General features: G+C 69.1%; 19 protein-coding genes and 2 pseudogenes. 17 read left to right on the top strand and 4 right to left on the bottom strand.

The window, feature by feature from the left end:
* Position 1: 1 nt before the first annotated feature.
* The 8 genes from EV644_RS10080 to EV644_RS10050 all read left to right on the top strand — a co-directional run bounded on the left by EV644_RS10080 (position 2) and on the right by EV644_RS10050 (position 6,433).
* Positions 2-802: a PrsW family intramembrane metalloprotease gene (locus EV644_RS10080; protein ID WP_132190003.1), complete on the top strand. Its 801-nt coding sequence runs from the start codon at positions 2-4 to the stop codon at positions 800-802.
* A gap of 59 nt (positions 803-861) precedes the next feature.
* Positions 862-1,497, top strand: coding sequence for a helix-turn-helix transcriptional regulator (locus EV644_RS10075; protein ID WP_132190004.1), 636 nt, complete (start codon positions 862-864; stop codon positions 1,495-1,497).
* On the top strand, positions 1,481-2,608 hold the full coding sequence (locus EV644_RS10070) for an aminotransferase class I/II-fold pyridoxal phosphate-dependent enzyme (protein ID WP_132190005.1): 1,128 nt from the start codon (positions 1,481-1,483) through the stop codon (positions 2,606-2,608). The genes EV644_RS10075 and EV644_RS10070 overlap by 17 nt, the downstream gene beginning before the upstream one ends.
* Positions 2,605-3,519 (top strand): ornithine cyclodeaminase family protein, encoded by a 915-nt coding sequence (locus EV644_RS10065; RefSeq protein WP_132190006.1) that lies wholly within the window; start codon positions 2,605-2,607, stop codon positions 3,517-3,519. The genes EV644_RS10070 and EV644_RS10065 overlap by 4 nt, the downstream gene beginning before the upstream one ends.
* A 451-nt stretch (positions 3,520-3,970) precedes the next feature.
* Entirely contained in the window at positions 3,971-4,120 is a 150-nt protein-coding gene (locus EV644_RS45240; protein WP_199239726.1) for a hypothetical protein, read from the top strand.
* On the top strand, positions 4,117-4,467 hold the full coding sequence (locus tag EV644_RS10060; RefSeq protein WP_241998451.1) for a sigma-70 family RNA polymerase sigma factor: 351 nt from the start codon (positions 4,117-4,119) through the stop codon (positions 4,465-4,467). The genes EV644_RS45240 and EV644_RS10060 overlap by 4 nt, the downstream gene beginning before the upstream one ends.
* Entirely contained in the window at positions 4,464-5,150 is a 687-nt protein-coding gene (locus EV644_RS10055) for a hypothetical protein (protein WP_132190007.1), read from the top strand. The genes EV644_RS10060 and EV644_RS10055 overlap by 4 nt, the downstream gene beginning before the upstream one ends.
* Before the next feature lie 134 nt (positions 5,151-5,284).
* Complete coding sequence (locus tag EV644_RS10050) at positions 5,285-6,433, top strand: endonuclease (RefSeq protein ID WP_241998453.1); 1,149 nt, start codon at positions 5,285-5,287, stop codon at positions 6,431-6,433.
* A 4-nt stretch (positions 6,434-6,437) separates the two neighbouring features.
* Here EV644_RS10050 and EV644_RS10045 read toward each other — a convergent pair whose 3' ends face one another.
* Positions 6,438-8,072, bottom strand: a complete 1,635-nt coding sequence (locus EV644_RS10045) for a helix-turn-helix transcriptional regulator (RefSeq protein WP_132190008.1) — start codon at positions 8,070-8,072, stop codon at positions 6,438-6,440.
* Positions 8,073-8,183: 111 nt separating this feature from the next.
* On the opposite strand from EV644_RS10045, the gene EV644_RS10040 reads away from it, so the two are divergent.
* From EV644_RS10040 to EV644_RS10025, 4 genes are all read left to right on the top strand, one after another.
* On the top strand, positions 8,184-8,999 hold the full coding sequence (locus EV644_RS10040) for a class I SAM-dependent methyltransferase (RefSeq protein ID WP_132190009.1): 816 nt from the start codon (positions 8,184-8,186) through the stop codon (positions 8,997-8,999).
* Positions 8,996-9,421 carry a VOC family protein gene (locus EV644_RS10035; RefSeq protein WP_132190010.1) on the top strand — a complete coding sequence of 142 codons (426 nt, stop codon included), beginning with the start codon at positions 8,996-8,998 and terminating at the stop codon, positions 9,419-9,421. Before EV644_RS10040 ends, EV644_RS10035 begins: the two co-directional genes overlap by 4 nt.
* A 198-nt stretch (positions 9,422-9,619) precedes the next feature.
* Entirely contained in the window at positions 9,620-9,964 is a 345-nt protein-coding gene (locus EV644_RS10030) for an ArsR/SmtB family transcription factor (protein ID WP_132190232.1), read from the top strand.
* Positions 9,961-10,674 (top strand): cation diffusion facilitator family transporter, encoded by a 714-nt coding sequence (locus EV644_RS10025; protein WP_132190011.1) that lies wholly within the window; start codon positions 9,961-9,963, stop codon positions 10,672-10,674. Before EV644_RS10030 ends, EV644_RS10025 begins: the two co-directional genes overlap by 4 nt.
* Before the next feature lie 38 nt (positions 10,675-10,712).
* Here the strand turns inward: EV644_RS10025 and EV644_RS10020 are convergent, their stop codons facing one another.
* Positions 10,713-11,069, bottom strand: coding sequence for a VOC family protein (locus EV644_RS10020; RefSeq protein WP_132190012.1), 357 nt, complete (start codon positions 11,067-11,069; stop codon positions 10,713-10,715).
* A 145-nt stretch (positions 11,070-11,214) separates the two neighbouring features.
* Positions 11,215-12,582, bottom strand: coding sequence for an ATP-binding protein (locus EV644_RS10015; RefSeq protein WP_132190013.1), 1,368 nt, complete (start codon positions 12,580-12,582; stop codon positions 11,215-11,217).
* 205 nt (positions 12,583-12,787) lie between these two features.
* On the opposite strand from EV644_RS10015, the gene EV644_RS10010 reads away from it, so the two are divergent.
* The 3 genes and pseudogenes from EV644_RS10010 to EV644_RS10000 all read left to right on the top strand — a co-directional run bounded on the left by EV644_RS10010 (position 12,788) and on the right by EV644_RS10000 (position 14,954).
* Positions 12,788-13,642: a siderophore-interacting protein gene (locus tag EV644_RS10010; protein ID WP_132190014.1), complete on the top strand. Its 855-nt coding sequence runs from the start codon at positions 12,788-12,790 to the stop codon at positions 13,640-13,642.
* A gap of 124 nt (positions 13,643-13,766) precedes the next feature.
* Positions 13,767-14,240 (top strand): annotated as a pseudogene (locus tag EV644_RS10005) (methyltransferase domain-containing protein); the annotation flags it as partial.
* Positions 14,241-14,294: 54 nt separating this feature from the next.
* A complete protein-coding gene (locus tag EV644_RS10000) occupies positions 14,295-14,954 on the top strand; it encodes an NADPH-dependent F420 reductase (RefSeq protein ID WP_132190015.1) in 660 nt (219 codons plus the stop codon).
* Here the strand turns inward: EV644_RS10000 and EV644_RS09995 are convergent.
* Complete coding sequence (locus EV644_RS09995; RefSeq protein ID WP_132190016.1) at positions 14,951-15,736, bottom strand: hypothetical protein; 786 nt, start codon at positions 15,734-15,736, stop codon at positions 14,951-14,953. The two genes, EV644_RS10000 and EV644_RS09995, sit on opposite strands and share 4 nt — an antisense overlap.
* Before the next feature lie 48 nt (positions 15,737-15,784).
* Between EV644_RS09995 and EV644_RS09990 the strand changes: the two are divergent.
* Positions 15,785-16,693: pseudogene (locus EV644_RS09990) on the top strand (aminoglycoside phosphotransferase family protein).
* A gap of 36 nt (positions 16,694-16,729) precedes the next feature.
* Positions 16,730-17,188 carry a group II truncated hemoglobin gene (locus EV644_RS09985; RefSeq protein ID WP_132190017.1) on the top strand — a complete coding sequence of 153 codons (459 nt, stop codon included), beginning with the start codon at positions 16,730-16,732 and terminating at the stop codon, positions 17,186-17,188.
* Positions 17,189-17,271 lie beyond the last annotated feature (83 nt).

Below are 17,271 nucleotides of genomic sequence, written 5' to 3'. Positions count from 1 at the left end.
CATGACGGCACAGCAGGTGGTGCGCAGGTGGGCTTGGGTAGGCACGTTCGTCATCGGTGCGGGGCTCTATCTCCTGGTTCTGGTAGTGCTCACCGAGACCGGCAATCCGAACCTCTTCCCGACGTTGATCCTGCTCGGTGCCATGGTGGTGCCGCTGACCTTTGTCACCTTCGCGGCCGGCCGCTCGGGCCGCTGGCTGATCGACGGCCCGACTCTCGGCATCTCGCTGCTGTTCGGCGGAGTCATCGGCGTGGTGGTGGCGGGCCTGCTCGAGTACGACGCGATGCGCCGGCTGGGCGCGTTGCCGATGCTCGGGGTCGGCCTGATCGAGGAGGCGGCGAAGCTGATCGTCCCGGTGATCCTGCTGGTGTTCTTCGGACACCGGTACCGCCACTCGATCGGCGGCGGGATCGTCATCGGGGTCGCGGTCGGCACCGGGTTCGCAGTACTGGAGACGATGGGCTACGCGTTCGTCGCGCTGCTGGAGTCGGACGGCAACGTCGGCGCGGCCGAGCAGACGCTCTTCATCCGCGGACTGCTCGCACCGGCCGGGCACGCGGCTTGGACCGGGCTGACCTGCTGGGGGCTGTGGCGCTTCGCGGTCAAGCCGACCGGCAAGCGATTCCTCGGCTTCCTCGGCCTGTACGCCGTCGCGGTCGCGCTGCACACCACCTGGGACGGCATCGGCGGCAAGGTCACCTACGCCATCGTCGGCGCGATCAGCATCGGCCTGCTGCTCTTCGGCCTGAAGAAGTCCCAGGCCATCGACGCGGCTGCCACCCCCGCGGCGCTGCCTTCCTGATCACTGGCCTCCCTGACCGCGCTGGACTGATTGTCCATCGTGGATGTACTGTCCACGGTATGGAGGAGTCAGGACACCGGCTGGGACCGGTGTGCGACGCGATCGCCCGGTTGCTGTCGCCGCACGCGGAGGTCGTCCTGCACGACCCGGCGACGGACGAGATCGTCGGCATCTGGAACCCGCTCTCGGAACGCTCGGTCGGCGATCCCTCGCTGCTCGGTGAGCTGAACGAGCTGACCGCGACCGGTCAGGACGTCTACGGCCCCTACCCGAAATCGCTGCCCGACGGCCGGCGGCTGTCCAGCGTGAGCGCCGTGATCCGCGACGAGAGCGGCAAGGCCGAGGTGGTGCTCTGCGTGAACGTCGACCGGACCGCGTTCGAGGACGCGAGCCGGATCCTGGCCGCGTTCGCCGCTCCGGTCGCCGGCCAGCCGCGGGTGCTCTTCGAGCACGACTGGAGCGAGACCCTGAACGACATCGTCGCCGACTTCGTCCGCGAGCGCGGTGTCGCGGTGGAGCGGCTGACCCGGACCGACCGGCTGGAAGTGCTCGCCCGGCTGGACTCCGCGGGCGTGCTCAGCCAGCGGCGGTCCGTCCCCGTGGTGGCCCGGGCGCTGCGGATCTCCCGCTCGGCCCTCTACCAACTGCTCGGCGAGGCACGGAAGGACCTGATCACCGATGCCGACACTCCCTGACTTCCGGCTGGAGACCTACTTCTCGCGCTGGGAGTTCAGCGCCCGCTTCCACCTCACCGCCTCGGACGCGCAGTCGATGCCGGTGGCGGAACTGCTCGCGCTGGCCGACGACGACGGCCGCGAGCGGTGGGAGTCCCTGACGCTGGGCTACACCGAGACCCGCGGCCTGCCCGCGCTGCGGGAGGAGATCGCCCGCACGTACGACGCCGTCGTACCGGAGGAGGTGCTGTGCTTCGCGGGCGCCGAGGAGGCGATCCTGCTCGCGATGCAGGTGCTGCTGGAGCCCGATGATCACGCTGTTGTGCTGACGCCGAACTACCAGGCGGCCGAGACGATCCCGCTCTCGATCTGCGAGGTCACCGGGATCGCGTTGCGGGCCGAGGACGACTGGGCGCTCGACCTGGACGCGGTGGAGAAGGCGCTGCGGCCCAACACCCGTGTGGTTTCGGTGAACTTCCCCAACAACCCGACCGGCGCCGTTCCGGACCTCGAGACCTGGCAGTCGCTGGTGCGGCTGTGCGACGACCGCGGGATCACGCTCTTCAGTGACGAGGTCTACCGCGGACTCGAGCTCGACCGGCCGTCCCTGCCGCAGGCGGCAGACCTGTCTCCCAGGGCGTTGTCGCTCAACGTCATGTCGAAGGCGTACGGCCTGCCAGGGTTGCGGATCGGCTGGATCGCCTGCCGGGACCGCTCGGTGCTGGACCGGCTGGAGCGGGCCAAGCACTACACCTCGATCTGCAACTCCGCGCCCAGCGAGATCCTCGCGCTGATCGGCCTGCGGGCCAGGGATCGCCTGCTGGAGCGCAACCGCGGCATCGTCGCCGCGAACCTGCCGGTCTTCGACGAGTTCTTCGCGCGGTACCCCGACCTGTTCGAGTGGCGGCACCCGCAGGGCGGCTGCGTCTGCTTCCCGCGGTACCTCGGCCCGGACGGCGTCGAGGCGATGTGCGCGGATCTCGTCGACCAGGCCGGCGTGCTGTTGCTGCCGTCGAGCATCTACAGCTCCCAGCTCACCGAGACGCCGACGGACCGGTTCCGCGTCGGCGTCGGGCGGTACGGACCGGCCGAAGCGTTGGAAAACTGGTCCACCTGGTTGGAGAAGCGATGAGCCTGCCCGTGATCGACCTGCCCCGGATCGGCGCCGCCGCGTCGCACGACGTGGTCTTCAACGCCGTGCGGGAGTCGTTGATCGCGCACGCCGAAGGTCGTACGGCGGTGCCGCCGCCGATGGTGCTGAAGTTCCCGGACCACGACGGGGACTGCCACGTGAAGGCCGGCTACCTCAGCGGATCACCGCATTTCACGGTGAAGATCGCCAGCACTTTCGCCTCGGTCAACAGCGGCCTGATGCTCGTCGTCGACGCGACCACCGGTACTCCGGCCGCCGTGCTCGCCGACGAGGGCAAGCTGACGGCCTGGCGGACCGCTGCCGCCGGCGCGCTGATCACCGACGCGATGACGCCGGCCGGCATCGACGAGATCGCCGTGCTCGGGACCGGCGAACAGGCGCTGCTGCAGGTGATCTGGCTGAACCTGTTGCGCCCGCTGTCCCGCGTCCGCGTCTGGGGCCGTCGCCCCGAGGCGGTGGAGAAGCTCTGCGCGGCCTTGGCAGCTGAGGGATTCGACGCCCGTCCGGACTCCGGGGGTGGCGCGCCATGCGTCATCGCGACCACCTCGGCCACCGTTCCGTTGCCCTCGGCCCTTTTCTCCGGCGCCGTGCACGTGACCGGGATCGGCACCGACATGCCGGGCAAGGGCGAACTGCCGACCGAGGTGTTCGCCGGCGCGCTGGTCGCCACCGACGACCACGAGCAGTGTCTCGACCACGGCGACTTCGGCAACGCGGTACGGGCCGGGGTCATCGCGCCGGACGCGGACATCTCGATCGGCGGAGTACTACGGGACGGCCTCGGCGAACGTGGGGATCGCCGGTCGATCGCGGATGTCACCGGCCTCGGAGTCACCGACGCCGCGGTCGCCTCGGCGGTCGTGCAGGCCCTCTCGGCCGCCCGCGCCTAGACCAGCTCACCTCTGCAACCGCTTACCTCTTCGCCGTACTGGTCGACGATCCTCGGTACGGCGTACCTGCTCGCCTATCGCGCGGACACGATCAGCTGCTGAAACAGTGACCCGTCAGTAGCGTGAGACGGCCCTCGCAACCCATGGACAATCGGTTCCGGACTCAGTACGGTCCGTAGCGGCGTCCGCATCACGCCAGACCCGGAGGAGGACCTGGCGTCCTTCTCCCACCAGTCGGTGAGGTGCTGCCCGCCAGTAGCGCCTCACTGGTGGATGGGCGAGCAGCTCGTGGCGACTGTCACGAGTTGATGGGGGCCCGTACACCTAGGTGGGGCGGCACCAGCGCCAAGCGCTCGCCGCCCCACCGACTCAATTTCTCCCGCCACACCCCAACGCCGCGCCGCCCCTGTTCGTCTTGCTACCTGACAGGGAACCGAACAGGACGGTGTTGATGGCTGACTGGGAGCGCGCGTTCAAGGAACTGCTGGCAGTCCGCGGCGCCTCGTTACGTGCCTACGCCTATCTCCTGACCGGTGAATCAGCTGCGGCGCCGACCTGGTTCAAGACGCGCTGTTGCGGGTGTTCAGCCGCCTACGGGTGAGAGGCGACGTCGAACAGCTCGAGGGCTACGTCCGGCGCGCGATGCTCAACCAGTACGTCGACGGCCGCCGCCGCGCCAGCCTGTGGAACGCCAGACGCCACCTCTTGGTGGATCCGGTCGCGCACTACGACGACGACCACGCTCTCGCGGACGAAGTCCGTCAGGCCTTGTCCACCTTGTCCCCCAAGCAGCGCGCCTACATCGTCCTCCGGTACTACGACGACCTCTCCGTTCTCGAGATCGCAGACCAGCTCGACTGCGCCGAAGGCACGGTGAAACGCCACCTGGCCGATGCCCGGACCCGACTCGCCACCCAGCTCGCCATCCCCGAGGAGACGATGAGATGACCTCCGACGACCTGAAACAGGTCCTCCAGTCCGTGGCCACTCAGGGCACCGACACCGTCGAACTCGACGAGCACGCCCTGGTACCTCGGATCCGGCGCCGCCGCCGCCGGCGTACCGCGGCCGTCGGTGTCGCCGGCTTCGCAGGCGCGGCCGCGATCGCAGTCAGCGCTTATGCAGTACTGCCAGGAGCCGGCACCGAGAGCACCGTGGCGAACCGCGGCGGAGGTTCCCAGTCGGCGATCAGGGAAAATCCTCTCCCGCCGTACAAGTGTGGGGTGACCTTTCCGGCGCCCTCCTCCATCGGCACCCGGGGGGAGAAGGTGACACAGAAGACCATGGCCAGAAGCGCCGACGGCTGGACCGGAACCGTGGAGGATGAGTTCACCAGTCACCTCCCGAAGCCGTTGATGAATGCTTCACCCACGAGCCTCTTCGCCGTCGTCCAGAAGAACAGGGTGGTCGGCCACGCGGTGCTGACGGGGAGCGGGAAGCCGGTGGTCCTGCAACCGGAGCAGTCCCACACCTTCCGCGCCCGGATCGACATCCGGAGTTGCGACCGGACGCCCGGCGCCCGGCTGCCGGTGGGCTCCTACCTGATCTACCGAGACCTTCCCGCCGACAGCAAGCCTCAGGGCGGGACACTGAAGGAGGTCCTGCCCACGGCCCAGCTCCAGCTGAAGTGACGGCTGGGTGAGCTGTCGCCTGGGGTTTGCCGGATCGTCGGACAACTTTTGGCCGATCAGACGTTCCATCCGGGCTGAGGACGGGCAGACTGGCCTGCGACGCATTGGTTCCCAACCGCCCCTGGGAGATCGCCGTGCCCGCTCTTCGCGCATCCCGTCCGGTCCTGGTTCTCGGTGTCCTGCTGGCGTTGCTCGCCTTCGGGATCAGACCCTCCGCCGCGGCGACCACCGCCGCCATCACCGTCAGTACCGCGCTGTCGCGGCAGGACGGATCCGTTGCCACCGTCGAGGGGTTCGTGGTCGGGCAGCCGACCGCCGCGAACACGGTGATCCGGAGCAACTTCACCGGCGACACCGCGATCGCACTGGCCGACTCGAGTTCACAGACGAGCACGTCGGCCATGCTCTATGTGCAGGTCACGGCGACCTTCCGCGCGCAGTACGGGTTGCAGTCGAACCCCGGGCTGCTCGGCACCAAGATCAGCGTGACCGGCACGCTCACGCCGTACTTCACGCCGCATGCGGGGCTGAAGAATCCGACTGCCTTCAGCGGTGGTGGTGGGTCGGACCCGGGCGATCCGGGTGATCCGCCGGACCCGGGCGACTACTACGCGAACGCGATCGGCAAGACCGGGCCGGCGCTGAAGTCCGCGCTGCACACGATCATCTCGAACCAGACGAAGCTCAGCTACGACCAGGTCTGGAACGCCCTGAAGGACACCGACCAGGACCCGGCCAACGCGAACAACGTGATTCTGCTGTACTCCGGCCGGTCGCAGAGCAAGAGCACCAACGGCGGCGGCGTGAACGACTGGAACCGCGAGCACGTCTGGGCCAAGTCCCACGGTGACTTCGGTACCGCGACCGGTCCGGGCACCGACGTGCACCACCTGCGGCCGGAGGACGTCTCGGTGAACGGTGCCCGCGGCAACCTCGACTTCGACAACGGCGGTACGACGGTCGCCGAGTGCCCGGGCTGCACCGCGGACGGGGACTCGTTCGCCCCGCGGGCGGCGGTCCGCGGCGATGTCGCGCGGATGATCTTCTACATGGCCGTGCGGTACGAGGGCGGCGACGGGTTCGCGAACCTGGAGCCGAACAACTCGGTCAACAACGGCACCGCGCCGTACATCGGCAAGCTCTCCGTGCTGAAGACCTGGAGCGCGGCCGACCCGCCGGACACCTTCGAGAAGCGCCGCAACCAGGTCATCTTCGACACCTGGCAGCACAACCGGAACCCGTTCATCGACCACCCCGAGTGGGTCTCCTCGATCTGGCCGTAGCCACTCAGTCGATCAGCACGGCGCGGGCGACAGCCTCGGCCCGGTTCCGCGCGCCCAGCTTCGCCAGCACATGGCTGACGTGGTGCTCCGCGGTCTTCCGACTGATATGCAGCCGCGCCCCGATCTCGGGGTTGCTGAGGCCGAGTCCGATCAGCCGAAGTACCTGACGTTCCCGCCGGGTCAGCTCGCCGGCACCGCGCTGACCCGGCGGCGGCGTCCTGCCGAGTGAGCGGAGCAGTGCGGCGGTGGCGTCGGCGGCCGGGACAGCGCCCACCCTGGTGAAGGTGTCCAGCGCCGAGGCAGCCTCCGTCGCAGCGGCGTCCGGGCGCTCGTTGGCCAGCGTCCGGGCGAGCTCGAGCTGCGCCGAAGCCACCTCGTACGGCATGCCCAGACGCGAGAACAACCGGACGGCCCGCTCCCACAACTCGGCGGCTCGGCCGTCCGGCGTGCCTTTGGCAGTCGAGACGTACGCCGCCGCGGCCGCGGCCAGCGCCTCTACGTACGGGAGGCGGCGGTGCTCCGCCAGTTCGGTCAGTGTCGCCGCGGCCGCTTCCGCAGCGTCGATGTCATCACTGGCCAGGTGGGTACGCACCGATAGCCCCAGCGCGGACGCGGAGGAGAGCTGTTGAGCGGCTGTCTCGGCCAGCCATCTGCGGACTGCTGTAGTGGCGCCTGGTCCGTCGCCCCGGGCGAGCCGGAGCGCTGCTACCGCGAGGCAGCCGCGCAGCTCGGTCTCCCGGCCGCCGAGCAGCCGCGCAGCCTCCTCGGTACGGCCCTGCCGCACCCTCAGCTCGGCCAACCGCGCCACCGCCTCGGTAGCCAGCGCAGGCCCGGCACCCTGGCTCATCGCGATGGCACGGAGCAGTTCCTGCTCGCCCTCGTCCCACTGCCCGGCCGACACCAGGATGCTCCCATAGACCACTCGGCACCGGGTGGACAGGAAGGGGCAGCCGTAGCGGGCGATGAAGCGATCGGCGACCTGGCACCACTGCCGCGCCCGTTCGAGGTCGGCGGCGACGTCGCATGCGACGAGCATGTCGCAACTGATGTAGGCGACCACGTCCAGCCGGGTGCACTCGCCGCCGAGCGCGCCGGCCATCGCCTCGTCGAGCAGAGCCAGCCCCTGCTCCACCTCGCCGAGCAGCACGAGCTTCTCGCCGATGCCGGACAGCGAGCACAGCTCGAGATCGAGGTCGCCGACCCGCCGCGCGGTCGAGAGCGCCTCCCGGTACGACGCGGCTGCTTGCCGGGCGTCCCCGGTGACGTAGGCCCGGATCGCCGAGGTCCAGCCGGCGTACGGGTCGTCCGCGCCGGTGAGCAGTCTTTCGGCCCGCGAGACCCAGCCGCTGGCTGCTGCGGAGTTGCCGAAGTTCGCCTCGTAGGTCACCGCGACACCGAGTGCGGCGTTCAAGGCGCGCTCGCTGTCGCCGGTACTGCGGAACGCGGCGTACGCCGACTCCCGGCACTGCCGGCTGCGACTCGGGTCACCCAGCCACCACAGCACCTCGCCGAGACCGTCCAGCGCCACGCCGTTCCCGGGCGCAGCGTCGATCGCTGCCTCGAACGCGAGCTGTGCCTCCGCCCACCGGCCCGCCGCGAGTGCGGCCTGCCCTGTGGCGACCAGCTCGTCGGCTTCCATCTCGTCATTGTCACGTCCGTGAGCGCCGCTGGATATGGGTCATTCACCCGATGCCCGAGGAGTCGCCGGCGGGCAGTCTCGGAGGAAGCCGTCACCGTGAGGAGCACGACGATGAACAGAACTGAGCAGGAGACCTTCCAGCTGACCGCGGAACTGGCCGAGGCGTACGAAGAGCTGTTCGTGCCCCGCTTCTTCGCCCAGTGGGCGCCGTACCTGCTGGACGGTGCGGGGATCACGACAGGGCAGCAGGTGCTCGACGTGGGCTGCGGGACCGGCGTCGTGGCGCGCGCCGCGGCAGGACGCGTGGCGCCCGGTGGGAAGGTGGTCGGGGTCGATCTCAACGAGGCGATGCTGGCTGTGGCCCGGAGAGTCGCGCCCGAGTTGCGTTGGCAGCAGGGCGACGCCGGGGGGCTGCCGTTCGACTCGGAGTCGTTCGATGTCGTGGTGAGTCAGATGGCGATGATGTTCTTCCCGGAGCCGGCCGCCGCAGTACGGGAGATGCGCCGGGTGGTCTGTCCTGGTGGAACCGTTGGCGTCCTGGTACCGGGCTCGCTTGCCGGCAACCCGCCGTACGAGTTGTTCGTGGACGTGGTGAGCCGGCACGCGGGGGAAGAGGCGCGCCGCCTGGTGACCAGCTACTTCGCGCTCGGCGATCTCGACCGTTTGAGTGGGTACTTCGCCGACGCCGGGCTGGCGGTGACGGCGACCGATCGCCCGGTCGGAGAGTTCCGCTACGACTCGATCGACCAGGTGATCGGCGTCGAACTGGACAGCACGCCACTCGGCGGACGACTGGGGCCAGGCGTCAGGGAGGCGATCGTCGCGGACTGCCGAACCGCACTGGCCGGTTATGTGACCGGCACCGGCGAGGTGTTGTTCCCGTTCGAGTGCCGCCTCGTGATCGCGACCAATAGGTTGAAGGTATGACGACGCCTTCCATCCCGCGCTTCCACCTCGCCATGCCGGTCGACGATCTCGCCGCCGCCGCGGAGTTCTACGGTTCCGTGGTCGGCTGCGAGCGCGGCCGCAGTTCCGGCACCTGGATCGACTGGAACCTGCGTGGCCACCAGTTCGTGACCCACCTCGCCCCGGCCCGCCAGCAGGCGATCCACAACCCGGTCGACGGCCACGACGTCCCCGTCCCGCACTTCGGCCTGATCCTCGAGATCCCCGACTTCCACGCCCTCGCCGACCGCTTCCGCACCGCCGGCACCCCCTTCGTCATCGACCCCTACCTCCGCTTCGAGGGTCAGACCGGCGAGCAATGGACCATGTTCCTCCACGACCCCGCCGGCAACGCCCTCGAATTCAAAGCCTTCGCCAACGACGCCGACGTCTTCGCCAGCTGACCGCGTCGCAAGCGACCCGCCCCGACGCCGATCAAGACGGCCGGCCCGGTCAGCGATCTGGTCGACGAGCAGCGGAGGTGATCTGCAACGACCCGTCCGCCGTCGTGGTCGCGGTGGCGGCTGCCGATGTCGACGGTGCGGACTGGTTCTCGGTTGCAGAAGGGCGGTTGATACAGCTTCCGGTGAATACAGTGGTTGATGTACTGTCCCTGCGTGGACACGATCAGTCGGGGTGGGGTGTTGGCTCGGGTTGGGCATGCGTTGTCTGATCCGACGCGGACGCAGGTGATGTTGGTGCTGCACGAGGGGCCTAGTTATCCGGCAGAGCTGGCTGAGCGGATCGGCGTCAGCCGGCAGTCGTTGTCCAACCACCTCGCCTGCCTGCGAGGGTGTGGCCTGGTGGTGGCGGAGCCCGAGGGGCGGCGGACGCGGTACGAGTTGGCTGATCCGAGTCTGGGGACGGCGCTGAGTGAACTGCTGAATGTTGTGCTGGCGGTGGACCCCGCCTGTTGTCGACCTGACGCGGAGGGCGACTGCACATGATCGATCCGTCGACCGACCAGCCAACCGGGCCGCGGTTGCTGCCTCTGGTCACGCCGCAGCCCGTGAAGCCCAGTACCGAGCGGGTGGCGTTGGGGCGGCGGGCTCGGTGGTTGGCGGGGGCGAGTGTCAGCTACAACGTGGTCGAGGCGATCGTGGCGATCTCGGCCGGGGCTGTGTCCGGGTCGGTGGCGTTGGTGGGGTTCGGGCTCGACTCGGTGGTCGAGGTGGCCAGTGGACTGATCATTCTGTGGCAGTTCCGGCATCCGTTGCCGGAGACCCGGGAGCGACGCGCGCTGCGGTTGATCGCGTTGTCCTTCTTCGGGCTCGCCGCGTATGTGGCGGTGGAGTCCGTCCGGTCGCTGGCGTCCGGGTCCGAGCCGGACAGCTCGTCGGTCGGGATCGGGCTCGCGATCGCCTCGCTGGTGGTGATGCCGCTGCTCTCGACCGCCCAGCGGCGTACCGGGAGAGCGCTGGGATCCAACGCGGTGGTTGCCGACGGCACCCAGACGTTGCTGTGTACCTACCTGTCGGCCGTGCTGCTGGTCGGGCTCGTGCTGAACGCGACCGTCGGCTGGTTCTGGGCTGATCCGATCGCCGGGTTGATCATCGCGATCGTCGCCCTGCGCGAAGGAATCCAGGCGTGGCAAGGGAAAGGCTGCTGTGCCCCCGCGGGCACGGGCTCAGCGAAGTGCAAAGACGGCTGCTGCTAGCCGAACGCGACGCTGAGGGTGCCGGCGGGGGGCGGCACTCAGCTGTCCTGGATCAGGCCGAGGACGTTGCCGTCGAGGTCGGTGAAGGTGGCCACCAGGCGGCCACCTCCGACGTCGTGCGGGGTCTCCTTCACGGTGGCACCCGCGGCGGTCACCTCGGCCAGCTTCGCCTCGATGTCCGCCACGTGCCAGTAGGCGATCGGTGAAGTCATGCTCTGCGGTCCACCGTTCGGCACCAGCCCGATGTGCTGGCCCTCGGCCTCGAAGCCGACGTAGTAGGACGAGTCGGCTGACGGCTCCACGCCGAGCAGCGCGGCGTACACCTCCTTCGCCTTGGCCAGGTCGGAAACGGGGTGCAGCACGGTCTTGATTCCCTGGGTGGAAGAGCCGGTCATGGTCACTCCTGAAGTCGTGGGTCTGGTCGGACTTTGTGCCCGTGCCAGTCACGCTAGTCCCGGCTCCGCCACCCGTGCTTCTTGATTCCTGACCGGTCTCTATTCACCTGTCGGACCACGAGACCCGAGCCTGGCGCGGTACTAGCTAAGTATTGATGGTGAAGGTTGTATTGCCGACCTGGCGGGTCGCCGTGGTGTTGGTCTGACGGTGACGGCCGGTGCCCTGAGCGACAGTCGGTACTGCGGCGCCGGCGGCGGGTGTCGGCGGCTGGGTGATGGCCGGAGCGGGCGTGCCGGGGAGGGCGACGCCGGCGTGGGCGGCGGACTGGCCGACGCGGGTCTCGACCCACTCCTGCAGGCCTGGGTCCGCCAGGTTCACCCGCTGGCCGCTCTCGCGAAGCATGCCGCGGGCAACCAATCCCTGGCGCGCGTTGTCCACCTCCTGCCACCTCCCGGGACCGGCGGCCTGCGTCTCGCTCGGCATCGCCAGCCCTCGCGGCCCCCGTACTGCGACCTTCGCCAGCAGATCCTTCTCCGCGTCGGAGCAGTTGTTCCACGCGGCCTGGTAGAACACCCGCGACCGGTCGTTCACCTGCGCGGTCGCGTGCTTCGCCACCTCGGCCGTGATCCCGTAAGGCGGCTGCGCCAACCGCACCGCGCTGTCGGCCAGATCCCGCAACCGGCTCGGGTTGCCGTTCGCAGCCTTCAACAGGTTGTCCACAGCCTCAGGCTGATAAGGAATCCCCGCACGACGCAGCGGCTCGGTCACGGCCGGCCGCAGTTCGTCATCCGCAAGCGGCGTGCACTCGCGCAGGTCGAACCGACTGGCGACACCAGTACCGATCCCCGACATGCCGCCGGATGCGGCCATCAGCCTGGTGGCCGCCATCTCACCACCGGCGCCGATCAGGTACACCGGCTGCCCGTTGCGCTCGAGGTGAGCCGAGAGCTCCGTCAACGCGGCAAGGTCCCGCTCGGACGCCACGTCGAGGTTGTCGACCATCAGCATCACCGGCTGCCGCTTCTTCGCGGCAAGCTCGCCGAGGTTGTCCGCGAGCTGGTTGAGCGTGCTGCCGACACCGTCCCGTCCCGGCGCCTCCCACTGCTTCTTCACCACCGCCTGGACCGGCATGACGCCGAACCGCAGTTCCGCGCCGTTCTGCTGACTCCGGTTGCGCTGGCTCAGGTCGCGCAGGGTCTTCTTCAGCTTGCGCAGGGCGAAGAACCCGTGCCGCTTGCGAAGCCCACCGAGGTCCTCGCTGACAGCACGGACGAACCGGTTCTCCAGCGGCTCCCGCGGCGACGCGTCCACCCGGATGCAGGTCCAGCCGTTCTGCTGCGCGTACTGCTGGGCGCGATCCAGCTCGAGGCTCTTGCCCATCCCCGGGCTGCCGGTGAACAGCACCGAGTTGCCCTCGGGTGGCCGCCGGTCCAGCGAGATCGGCCGCCCCTGCTGGTCGGTCCGGGTCACCATGTACGCCGGACGCCTGGCCGTCCCGAAAACCTGGCTCATCCCTCCACCCTCAGTGGTCCACCCGGCAACCAGGCGACCAGCAGATGAACAACCCCTCAGCCCCAGTTGAACCGCCGTACCGCGGGCCGGGCCGCGCGGGACGTCCAGGATCGGCGGCCGCCGGAGCCGGGCGTTGGGGATCTCGGTTAGCCTACTTAGGTATGCCTAATATTCTCCGCCTGATGTTCGAGAGGACCGTGGTCGCGTGAGCAACCCAGCACCCCGTAACCGCCGCGCGAAGCCGGCGGTCGTCCGCCGGACCGAGCGGATCACCCCGCACATGATCCGGGTGGTGCTGAGCTGTGACGACTTCGTCGACAATGGCACCAGCGACCACTACGTGAAACTGCTCTTCCCGCAGCCGGGGGTGGAGTACCCGGACCCGCTGGACATGGGCGTGGTCCGCGAGCAGTTCCCGTCCGAGCAGTGGCCGACCATGCGGACGTACACGGTGCGCTCCTGGGACGAGGCGAGCCACGAGCTGACGATCGACTTCGTCCACCACGGCGACGAGGGCATCGCCGGACCGTGGGCGGCCGCGGCGAAGCCCGGCGACAAGCTCTGGTTCAACGGTCCGGGTGGCGCCTACCGGCCGGACGAGGACGCGGCCTGGCACCTCCTGGTCGGCGACGAGAGCGCGCTGCCGGCGATCGGCGCCGCGATCGAGGTGCTCCCGCCGGGCGCGAAGGCCAAGGTGTTCGTCGAGGTCGAGGACGAGACCGAGGAGCAGAAGTTCAGCGGCTCCGGCGACGTCGAGCTCACCTGGTTCCACCGATCCGGTGCCCCCGGCAACAATGCCGGTAACCATGCAGGCAACCGCGGTGACGGTCTGGTCGCCGCGGTGGAGGCGCTCGAGTTCCCGCCCGGTGACGTGCAGGTCTTCGTCCATGGCGAAGCCGGTTTCGTACTGCGGCTGCGCAAGCACCTCTTCGCCGGCCGCGGCCTCGCGCGCGACCGCGTCTCCCTGTCCGGCTACTGGCGCCTCGGCAAGAACGAGGACGGCTGGCAGGCCGAGAAGGCCGAGACCGCCCGCAAGGAACGCGAAGCCGCCGGCAACTGACCCCGGCCGACCACCTGGGCCCGACGCAGCCCGCCCGGCCCCGATCTCCGCGGTACTGCGAACCAGTCGCGGACGGGCGTCGTCGTACGGGCATGGATGACCTGGCTGATCCGACCTCAGCGAGCCGATGATCGCGATCGCCCGCGAACGGCGCTCGCGGCCGAACCTCGAGTACCGGGTGGCGGATCTGTTCGAGGTGGATGACGAGGGATTCGACCTGGTCTACAGCCACACGGTGCTGCACCACCCGCCCGACTACCGGGCCGGACTCGAGCAGTTGAAGTCGCTTGTCCGGCCCGGCGGCACGGTCGCGCTGATCGACAACGTCTGCGACTTCTACCCGACGCCTCCGCGGCGGGTTTACACCTGGGGCGCGATACGCGGCTTCCCTGCCGAGATCCGGCGGGTCGGGCTGCGACACGCGTGGTTCGAGCTGCGCTTCTGGCACAGCAAGCCGTGGCTCGAGCACCTGCTGAGCGACCGCTACCTGTCTCGCGCGCAGTTCCGTGAGATCTACGACACCGTCTTCCCCGGTGCCGAGTACGACGACCTCGGGTTCGCGCTGGCGATGCGCTGGAAGGACGAGCGCGGTGGATGATCCGGGGTCGTTTCGGAGTTGTAGCTGAGTATCAGCTACTTACCAGGAGCAAAAGTGAAGATCGGCATCATCGGTTCAGGTCTCATCGGCGGCACCCTCACCCGGCGCCTGACGGCCCTCGGGCATGAGGTTTCCGTGGCGAACTCGCGGGGTCCGGAGACGCTGCTCGACCTGCAGGCCGAGACGGGAGCAACTCCGGCCCAGGTCGGAGACGTTGCCAAGGGCGCCGAGATCGTCGTCGTGACGATTCCGCAGAAGGCGGTCCCCGGACTGCCGAAGGACCTGTTCGACAACGCCGCCGAGGGATTCGCGGTGATCGACACCAACAACTACTACCCGCAGCGTGACGGGCGGATCGCGGGCATCGAGGACGAGGGCCGGACCGAGAGCGGCTGGGTGGCCGAGCAGCTCGGTCAGCCGGTGAACAAGGCCTTCAACAACATCAACTTCCAGCATCTGCTGGAGCTCGGCGTCGCGGCCGGCGAGCCGGGGCGGATCGCGCTACCGGTTGCCGGTGACAACGAAGAGGCCAAGGCGAAGGTGCTGCGGCTCGTCGACGAGCTCGGCTTCGACCCGATCGACGCCGGCAGCCTCGCGGAGTCCTGGCGCCAGCAGCCCGGCACCCCCGTCTACGGCACCGACCTCGACGCCGACGGCGTCCGCAAGGGCCTAGCCGAAGCCAGCCCGATCCGCCCCGCAGAACTCCGCGGCTAACCGTCAGAGCGAGCGGTGGCGATGCGGCGGTCGAGGATCTGGGCGATCGCGGCGGCTTCGTTCTGCGGCAGCACCCAGTCGGCACCTTTGGCCTGGAGGATCAATGCCGGGCCGGGGGTGCCGGCCGGTGCCAACCGCAGCGGCTCGGGGAACCTGAGCCGCTCGGCACCCGACAACGAGACCTCGTAGGTCCCGGTGACGGACGCGAGCGGATAGGTCCGAGCCTTCTCGGCAGGGCTGTCCCCTTCGGCCGTCCTGATCGGCACCCTCTCCACCAGCACGAGATCCGTACGCCGGATCACCAACCGCAGCCGGGTCAGCCCGCGCACCCGGAAGGTCAGCTCGTACGGCGACTCGGCGAGCTCCGGCACCGCGGGGTGCATCAGCGTCCGCTGTCCGTAGCGGCCGAGGGCGACCCCGAGAATCGCGCCGACGATCGCCGCCGGGAGGGACAACGTCGCCAGCCAGTTGGCGTCGAGCACGATCGTGGCGAGCGCCGTGAAGAACCCGGTGATCCCGCCCATCCACATTCCGGCGGTGGCCCAGCGACCCGGCTTGTACCGGTGCCGCTGCCGCAGGAACCAGCCGATCACCAGGAGCGCGAGCGGAACCAGTCCGATCTGCCAGTTGAAGGTGTCCGCGCTGGAGCCGATCCACAGCACCAGCCCGAGGAACACCAGCGGGATGCCCAGATAGACCAGCGCCACCACCCGCTGCGCCCGCCGGCTGCGTCGCTCCACCTCGCCGAACGACTCGGCCGGATCACCTTCTACTGAGCTCACGGGGAAAACCCAAGCACATCCGCCGGTCGGCCCCTAATGTTCTGAGGGATGACCAGTCACCCGCTGTTCGCCGTTCCTGCTCCGTTGTTCGTGACGCTCGCCGATGAACTGCCTTGGCTGAAGGCTGTGCCAGACCTCGCTGCGGGTTAACTGGAGCGGTGGAAGTTGAGGCTCGATGGTGAGCCGTTGCATGGAGCCGCCTCGGTCGTACTGCCCGTCGTGCAGACCGACGGGACTCGCGCGATGCTCAAGTTGCAGCCGGTCAACGACGAGAATGCCGACGAGGCGCTCGGCCTCCGGACCTGGGGCGAGGACTACGCGGTACGGGTCCTGGACGACGCCCCGGACGCGACGATCCTGCTCGAACGGCTGGAGCCGCGCTCGCTCAGTGGCCTCCCCGACGACACCGAGGCCACCCGGATCCTGGCGGAACTCCTCGCGCGGCTGAGCGCAGTACAGGCGCCGGTGGGGCTGCGACGGCTGGAGGACATCGCGGGGCAGATGCTCGCTGACGCGCCCGGTCTGATGCCGCGGCTGGCCGATCCGGCCGAGCAAACCCTGGTACGCCGGTGCGCCGCGCGGGTGGCCGAGTTGGTTCCGGAGTCGGGTGATCGGTTGCTGCACTGGGATCTCCACTACGACAACGTGATGGCGTCGCGGCGGCAGCCGTGGCTGGCGATCGACCCGAAACCGCTGGCGGGTGATCCGTGCTTCGAGCTGTTCCAGGCGCTGAACAACCGGTGGGACGACCTGGTGGCGACGGGTGACCTGCCGCGGGCGATCCAGCGGCGGTTCGACCTGATGGTCGAGGTGGTCGGGCTGGATCGCGAGCGGGCGGTCGGCTGGACGCTGGGGCGGATCCTGCAGAACGTGCTCTGGGATCTCGAGGGCGGGGAGTACGCGGTGGATCCTGTGCAGGTCGTGATCGCGGCGGCACTTGAAGACCCTCGTTCCTGATTACATGATTACATCAATGGTCAGGAGGAGGAGCAGATGACGACGCCGACGGTGTACGAGTGGGCTGGTGGGGCTGAGGCGTTCCGGCGGCTCACCGAGGTGTTCTACGACAAGGTGCTGGAGGACCCGGTGCTGGCGCCGGTGTTCGCGCACATGAGCGACAAGCACCGCGAGCACGTGGCGCTGTGGCTGGGAGAGGTCTTCGGTGGGCCGTCTCGCTACACGGACGAGCTGGGCGGCTATCCGGCGATGCTCTCCCACCACTTGGGTCTCGGCCTGACCGAGGAGCAGAGGTCGCGCTGGGCGGCGCTTATCGCCCAGTCCGCCGACCCGGCTGGGTTGCCCGACGACCCAGAGTTCCGTTCAGCCTTCGTGGCGTACGTCGAGTGGGGCACGCGGATCGCGCTCGCCAACTCCCAGGACGGCGCCACCCCACCGCCAGAGGCTCCGGTCCCGCACTGGGGCTGGGGCGAGGCACCCCCGTACCTCGGCTGATCCGAACCGCAACCACCAGTTGGCTTCCGGGGTGGTAAGAGCGGGTAAAGGTTGTGGTGCCAGGTAGCCGTCGGGGGGAGGCG

Source organism: Kribbella orskensis (assembly GCF_004342085.1).
Classification (GTDB): Bacteria; Actinomycetota; Actinomycetes; order Propionibacteriales; family Kribbellaceae; genus Kribbella; species Kribbella orskensis.
This window is presented reverse-complemented; position numbering and strand designations above follow the sequence as displayed.

What these genes read in the sequence shown, in the direction of transcription:
- EV644_RS10015 (WP_132190013.1), bottom strand. Translation starts at nt 12,582, where the DNA reads ATGAGCCAGGTTTTCGGGACGGCCAGGCGTCCGGCGTACATGGTGACC.
- EV644_RS10080 (WP_132190003.1), top strand. Translation starts at nt 2, where the DNA reads ATGACGGCACAGCAGGTGGTGCGCAGGTGGGCTTGGGTAGGCACGTTC.
- EV644_RS10070 (WP_132190005.1), top strand. Translation starts at nt 1,481, where the DNA reads ATGCCGACACTCCCTGACTTCCGGCTGGAGACCTACTTCTCGCGCTGG.
- EV644_RS10035 (WP_132190010.1), top strand. Translation starts at nt 8,996, where the DNA reads ATGACGACGCCTTCCATCCCGCGCTTCCACCTCGCCATGCCGGTCGAC.
- EV644_RS09985 (WP_132190017.1), top strand. Translation starts at nt 16,730, where the DNA reads ATGACGACGCCGACGGTGTACGAGTGGGCTGGTGGGGCTGAGGCGTTC.
- EV644_RS10065 (WP_132190006.1), top strand. Translation starts at nt 2,605, where the DNA reads ATGAGCCTGCCCGTGATCGACCTGCCCCGGATCGGCGCCGCCGCGTCG.
- EV644_RS10055 (WP_132190007.1), top strand. Translation starts at nt 4,464, where the DNA reads ATGACCTCCGACGACCTGAAACAGGTCCTCCAGTCCGTGGCCACTCAG.
- EV644_RS10045 (WP_132190008.1), bottom strand. Translation starts at nt 8,072, where the DNA reads ATGGAAGCCGACGAGCTGGTCGCCACAGGGCAGGCCGCACTCGCGGCG.
- EV644_RS10040 (WP_132190009.1), top strand. Translation starts at nt 8,184, where the DNA reads ATGAACAGAACTGAGCAGGAGACCTTCCAGCTGACCGCGGAACTGGCC.
- EV644_RS10020 (WP_132190012.1), bottom strand. Translation starts at nt 11,069, where the DNA reads ATGACCGGCTCTTCCACCCAGGGAATCAAGACCGTGCTGCACCCCGTT.
- EV644_RS10025 (WP_132190011.1), top strand. Translation starts at nt 9,961, where the DNA reads ATGATCGATCCGTCGACCGACCAGCCAACCGGGCCGCGGTTGCTGCCT.
- EV644_RS10075 (WP_132190004.1), top strand. Translation starts at nt 862, where the DNA reads ATGGAGGAGTCAGGACACCGGCTGGGACCGGTGTGCGACGCGATCGCC.
- EV644_RS45240 (WP_199239726.1), top strand. Translation starts at nt 3,971, where the DNA reads ATGGCTGACTGGGAGCGCGCGTTCAAGGAACTGCTGGCAGTCCGCGGC.
- EV644_RS10030 (WP_132190232.1), top strand. Translation starts at nt 9,620, where the DNA reads ATGTACTGTCCCTGCGTGGACACGATCAGTCGGGGTGGGGTGTTGGCT.